Raw genomic sequence first — 5,522 nt, forward strand, 5'->3', positions numbered from 1 at the left:
CTCGAGCACCAGTCGTCAGTCCGCCGCCGTGGACGCGCACTTCGGGGTCGCTGCGACCTGGGACTACTACAAGAACACCTTCGGCCGCACCGGCATCAAGAACGACGGCAGGGGCGCCCGAGCGATCGTCCACGTGGGCAGCGGATGGGTGAACGCCTCGTGGTCCGACGCGTGCTTCTGCATGCGCTACGGCGACGGGGACGGTCGGTCCTACGGCCCGCTGGTCTCTCTCGACGTCGCCGGCCACGAGATGAGCCACGGCGTCACGTCGGCCACCGCCGGACTGACCTACCGCCGCGAGTCCGGTGGGCTGAACGAGGCGACCAGCGACATCTTCGGGACGATGGTCGAGTTCACCTCGAACACGGCCGGCGACCCCGGGGATTACCTGATCGGTGAGCGGTTCGCGATCGGCTCCGGCACCCCGCTGCGCTACATGGACCGGCCAAGCAGGGACGGCGCTTCCGCGGACTGCTGGAGCAAGCAGGTCGGCAGCCTCAACGTCCACTACTCGTCGGGCGTGGGAAACCACTTCTTCTACCTGCTGTCGGAGGGCAGCGGGCAGAAGATGATCGGCACCGTCACGTACGACAGCCCGACCTGCAACGGGTCGACCGTGTCCGGCATCGGCCGGACCTCCGCCGCGGCGATCTGGTACCGGGCGCTGACGACGTCCATGACGTCGTCGACCAACTACGCCGGTGCTCGCGCGGCGACCCTGAGCGCAGCCGCCTACCTCTACGGCAGCGGCTCGACGCAGTACAACGCCGTCAACGCGGCCTGGGCCGCGGTCAACGTCAAGTAGCCCGCCCAGCAGGACGCACGGCGACGACGGGGTCGCGACGCAGCAGCGTCGTGGCCCCGTCACCCCGTCACCCGGTCAGCCGGTCAGCCGGTCAGCCAGTAACAGTCCCGAACGCGTTGAGCACCCGGTTCAGCGAGCTCTCGAGGCCCCACCGCGCCGAAAGCTCCAGCAGCCGCTCCGGGTCGGCCGGCGCGGCCGGGATCCGCGCCTCGTCCTGGAGGCTCGGCACCGGCACGTCGGTCGCGACGGCGACCACCACCGGCGCCACCTCGAGGTAGTCCACGGCAGCAGCCAGCTTGGCCCGCGCACCCGCCGGCATGCCGGTGTCGCCGGCCTCGAGGGCCGCGATGATCGCGGCGAGCGAGCCGTACTTCGTCACCAGGGACGCCGCCGTCTTCTCACCGACGCCGGGCACGCCGGGCAACCCGTCGCTCGGGTCGCCCCGCAGCGTCGCGAAGTCGGCGTACGCGGTGCCCGGGATGCCGTACTTCGCGTGCACCCACGCCTCGTCCACCACGTCGTGCCGCCCGACGCCGCGTGCCGTGTAGAGCACCCTCACCTGGCGCGCGTCGTCGACCAGCTGGAACAGGTCGCGGTCACCGGTCACCACGTCGACCGGCCGGACCGCGCCGGTCGCGAAGGTCCCGATCACGTCGTCGGCTTCGTAGCCGTCGACACCCACGGTGGGCACGCCCAGCGCGGCCAGCACGTCCTCGATGATCGCTACCTGCGGGATCAGCGGGTCGGGGACCTCCTCCTCGTCGCCGGACGCCACCCGGTGCGCCTTGTAGGAGGGGATCGCCTGCACCCGGAAGTCCGGCCGCCAGTCGGCGTCCATCGCCGCGACCAGGTGCGTGGGCGCACGGTCGGTCACCAGCCTGGCGATGAAGTCGAGCAGCCCGCGGACCGCGTTGACCGGCGTGCCGTCCGGCGCCGTGATCGAGTCCGGGACGCCGAAGAACGCCCGGAAGTACAGCGAGGGGGTGTCGAGGACCATCAGGCGCTCGGCGGGAGCGGACGGTGCGGACGTTGCAGACGCGGAGGTCGACGGGCTCACGGCGAGGAGCCTGCCAGACGGCACGGGCCGGGCCCGACGCTAGATTGGCGGTATGTCCCGCCGCGTCGTCTCGCCCGACCGCCTGTCACACGCCCGCAAGGCCGTCGCCGAGGCCGGTCTGGACGCCCTGCTCGTCACGCCCGGCCCGGACCTGTCCTGGCTGACCGGCTACGAGGCGCTCCCGCTGGAGCGCCTGACCTGCCTGGTCCTCACGCCCGACGGCGAGCCGTTCCTGGTCGCGCCGGGCCTCGAGGTGCCCGCGGTGGAGGCGTCCCCGGTCCCGTCGCTCGGCATCGAGGTCGTCGGCTGGGCCGAGATCGAGAGTCCGTACGCCGCCATCGCCAGCCGCCTGGGCCACCCCCGGCTGGTCGGCCTGTCCAACCGGATGTGGGCCGAGCAGGTCCTGCGCTTCCGGGCCGCCCTGCCCGCCGCCGAGCAGAGCCTCGGGTCCGAGGTGCTCGGCGCGCTGCGCATGCGCAAGACGACCGAGGAGGTCGACGCCCTCCGGCGGGCCGGCCAGGCCATCGACCGGGTCCACTCCCGCATGGCGGAGTTCCTCGTCCCCGGCCGCACCGAGCGGGAGGCCGGTCGCGAGATCGCCGCCGCGATCCTCGCCGAGGGCCACGAGACCGTCGACTTCGTCATCGTGGGCTCCGGGCCCAACGGCGCCTCCCCGCACCACGAGGTGGACGACCGCGTGCTCGAGCGGGGTGACGTCGTCGTGGTCGACATCGGCGGCACGACCGCCGAGGGCTACTGCTCGGACTGCACCCGGATGTACGTCCTCGGCGACCCGCCCGACGACTTCCGCGAGTACTTCGCCGTGCTGCACGAGGCCCAGCTGGCCGCCTGCGACCACGCCCGCCCAGGCGTCACGGCCGAGTCGGTCGACCGCGCCGCCCGCGAGGTGATCGCCAAGGCCGGCTTCGGCGACTACTTCGTCCATCGCACCGGCCACGGCATCGGGGTCGAGACCCACGAGGAGCCCTACATCGTCGAGGGCAACGAGACGGTGCTCGAGCCGGGCATGGCGTTCTCGATCGAGCCCGGCATCTACCTGCCGGGTCGCCACGGCGCCCGGATCGAGGACATCGTGGTCGCCACGGACGACCCGTCGCCCGGCATCGAGCGGCTCAACGTCATTGACCGCCAGGTCGTCGTCCTCCCCGTCTAGGCCCGCCCGTCCGTACCTCCGAAAGGCTCCCTGCGTGCACGTCCAGCGTCACCTCCCCACCGAGGAGGCCACCGAGCTGATCGGCCTCACCCGCGAGCTGGCCCGCGAGGAGCTGGCCCCCCGGGTCGACGAGTACGAGGCGCAGAGTCGGTTCCCGCGCGAGGTGTTCACCACGCTGGGCAAGGCGGGGCTGCTCGGGCTGCCCTACGACGAGCGCTACGGCGGCGCGGCTCAGCCCTACGAGGTCTATCTACAGGTCGTCGAGGAGCTCGCGACGGTATGGGCGTCGGTCGCCGAGGGGGTCAGCGTGCACACGCTGGCCTGCTTCCCGCTGGCGACCTTCGGCACCGAGCAGCAGCGGGAGCGTTGGCTGCCCGACCTGGTCGGGGGGGAGCTGTTGGGGGCGTACTGCCTCTCCGAGCCGCAGAGCGGCTCCGACGCGGCAGCGCTGACGACGAAGGCGGTCCGGGACGGCGACGTCTACGTGGTGGACGGCACCAAGGCCTGGATCACCCACGGCGGCGAGGCCGACTTCTACAGCCTGCTCTGCCGCACCTCGACCGACCCCGATGCGCTGTCCCGCGGCATCTCGTGCCTGCTCGTCGACGGCGACACCGAGGGTGTCTCGGCCGGGACGCCGGAGCGCAAGATGGGCTTCAGCGGCTCCACCACGGCCCAGGTGCGCTTCGACGGTGCCCGGGTGCCGGCCGACCGGCTGCTGGGCGAGGAGGGCCAGGGCTTCAAGATCGCGCTGGCAGCCCTCGACGGCGGCCGGCTGGGCATCGCGGCCTGCGCGGTCGGTCTGGCGCAGAACGCGCTCGACGTCGCCGTCGCCTGGGCGGGGGAGCGGCGCCAGTTCGGCCGCCCGCTGCTCGACTTCCAGGGGCTGTCCTTCCTGCTCGCCGACATGGCGACCGGGGTCGAGGCGGGCCGGGCCCTCTACCTCGAGGCCGCGCGCCGGCGGGACCGCGGAGAGCCGTTCGGCAAGCAGGCCGCCATGGCCAAGCTGTTCTGCACCGACATGGCGATGCGGGTGACCACCGATGCCGTGCAGGTGCTCGGCGGCTACGGCTACGTGCGCGACTTTCCGGTCGAGCGGCTGATGCGCGAGGCCAAGGCGCTCCAGATCGTCGAGGGGACCAACCAGGTGCAGCGCATGGTCATCGGCCGGCACCTGCAGCGCGAGCCCGGCTGACCCGGCGGGACACAGGGGGACCCGGCGGGCGCCGGCGGGCCGGTCACCTGCTGCCCCGGCGGTCCCAGCTCGACGGTGCTCGACGGTGCGGTGACCGGGTCGCGAAGACACCGGTCAGCGGGAGCGAGGCGTCGCCCCGCGGGTGGACCCGGGTGACCGTGCGGTCAGCACGCTCCTTCGCACCGGTCCGGACCGGTCCGGACCGGTCCGGACCGTTCTGGACCGGTCCGGACATCGTGCCCGACCGGTTCCCTCAAGCAGCCGGGCCGGCCTGCCGATGGGACCGGTGCGCCGCCTCCCTGGCGGCGTGGACGGGACACGGTGATCCCAGCTGCCCCCACCGACCGGTGGCTCGACTCGTCGAGCCGCCGGCACGGAGACAATCGGTCGCCTAGGCAGCAGGGGGAGTGAGTGGCGAGACCGGCTCGTGCGTCGCGCCGGGTGTGAACGACCCCCTTGCCGGAGGTCGGGCGCACCGGGCACCTCGGACGGGAGCTCGATATGCGCACGGTCCTGTGCACACCGGCGGCACGCCGCGCCGCCTTCCTGCTGGCCGTCATGGCCGGCACGGCTGGCGTCGCGGGGCTGACCGCCTCGACGGCGGACGCTGCCGCGTCCCCGAAGGTCAAGACGGGCCACCACCGGCACGCCGAAACCTCCGGAGCGGTCCTGGGTCCAGCCGTGAAGTACGTCCGCGAGTCGGACGGCACGGTCCGTCAGGTCCGCTGACGGGTCCACCCGGCCGCCGGGTGGGGCACTCGTCCCCGCCCGGCGGCCGCGGCGTGCCAGGAGACCGGGACCGGCCCGTTACGGTGGCCCCGTGGAGGACCTGGACCGTCGGATCGTCGGCCTGCTCGGCCAGGACGGCCGGATGAGCTACACCGACCTCGCCCGCGCGACCGGGCTCTCGACCTCGGCGGTGCACCAGCGGGTGCGCCGCCTCGAGGGGCGGGGCGTCATCCAGGGGTACGTCGCGGTGATCGACGCCGAGGCGGTCGACCTGCCGTTGACGGCCTTCGTCTCGATCCGGCCGATCGACCCGAGCGCTCCGGACGACGCGCCGGAGCGGCTGCGCGGCCTGGCCGAGATCGAGGCCTGCCACTCGGTGGCGGGGGAGGAGAGCTACATCCTCAAGGTCCGGGTCCGGGCGCCGTCGGACCTCGAGACGCTGCTGGCCCGGATCCGGGCCGAGGCCAACGTCTCGACCCGCACCACGATCGTGCTGAGCACCCCCTACGAGGCGCGCCCCCTGCACGTCTGACCGGTCCGGAAGCGCCTGAAGTTACTGAGA

The 5,522-nt window shown here is 72.9% G+C and carries 6 protein-coding genes and 1 pseudogene; 5 read left to right on the forward strand and 2 right to left on the reverse strand.

The features are described from left to right. The coding region (locus VK640_12395) for a M4 family metallopeptidase (GenBank protein ID HTE73984.1) at nucleotides 1–805 on the forward strand (805 nt) is incomplete at its 5' end. A gap of 91 nt (nucleotides 806–896) precedes the next feature. Here the strand turns inward: VK640_12395 and VK640_12400 are convergent. Further along, nucleotides 897–1,802: a 5'-3' exonuclease gene (locus VK640_12400; GenBank protein ID HTE73985.1), complete on the reverse strand. Its 906-nt coding sequence runs from the start codon at nucleotides 1,800–1,802 to the stop codon at nucleotides 897–899. Nucleotides 1,803–1,914: 112 nt separating this feature from the next. On the opposite strand from VK640_12400, the gene VK640_12405 reads away from it, so the two are divergent. Together VK640_12405 and VK640_12410 are read left to right on the forward strand one after the other, a co-directional pair. Beyond that, nucleotides 1,915–3,036 carry a Xaa-Pro peptidase family protein gene (locus tag VK640_12405; GenBank protein ID HTE73986.1) on the forward strand — a complete coding sequence of 374 codons (1,122 nt, stop codon included), beginning with the start codon at nucleotides 1,915–1,917 and terminating at the stop codon, nucleotides 3,034–3,036. A 34-nt stretch (nucleotides 3,037–3,070) separates the two neighbouring features. Continuing rightward, nucleotides 3,071–4,231, forward strand: a complete 1,161-nt coding sequence (locus VK640_12410; protein HTE73987.1) for an acyl-CoA dehydrogenase family protein — start codon at nucleotides 3,071–3,073, stop codon at nucleotides 4,229–4,231. Between the two features lie 82 nt (nucleotides 4,232–4,313). Here the strand turns inward: VK640_12410 and VK640_12415 are convergent. Beyond that, a pseudogene (locus VK640_12415) lies at nucleotides 4,314–4,403 on the reverse strand (tRNA (N6-threonylcarbamoyladenosine(37)-N6)-methyltransferase TrmO). Nucleotides 4,404–4,732: 329 nt separating this feature from the next. Here VK640_12415 and VK640_12420 point away from each other — a divergent pair. Together VK640_12420 and VK640_12425 are read left to right on the forward strand one after the other, a co-directional pair. Then, nucleotides 4,733–4,960, forward strand: coding sequence for a hypothetical protein (locus VK640_12420; protein ID HTE73988.1), 228 nt, complete (start codon nucleotides 4,733–4,735; stop codon nucleotides 4,958–4,960). Between the two features lie 91 nt (nucleotides 4,961–5,051). Next, nucleotides 5,052–5,492 carry an Lrp/AsnC family transcriptional regulator gene (locus tag VK640_12425; GenBank protein HTE73989.1) on the forward strand — a complete coding sequence of 147 codons (441 nt, stop codon included), beginning with the start codon at nucleotides 5,052–5,054 and terminating at the stop codon, nucleotides 5,490–5,492. Nucleotides 5,493–5,522: the final 30 nt, after the last annotated feature.

The sequence above is a fragment of the Actinomycetes bacterium genome (genome assembly GCA_035489715.1).
Classification (GTDB): Bacteria; Actinomycetota; Actinomycetes; order JACCUZ01; family JACCUZ01; genus DATHAP01.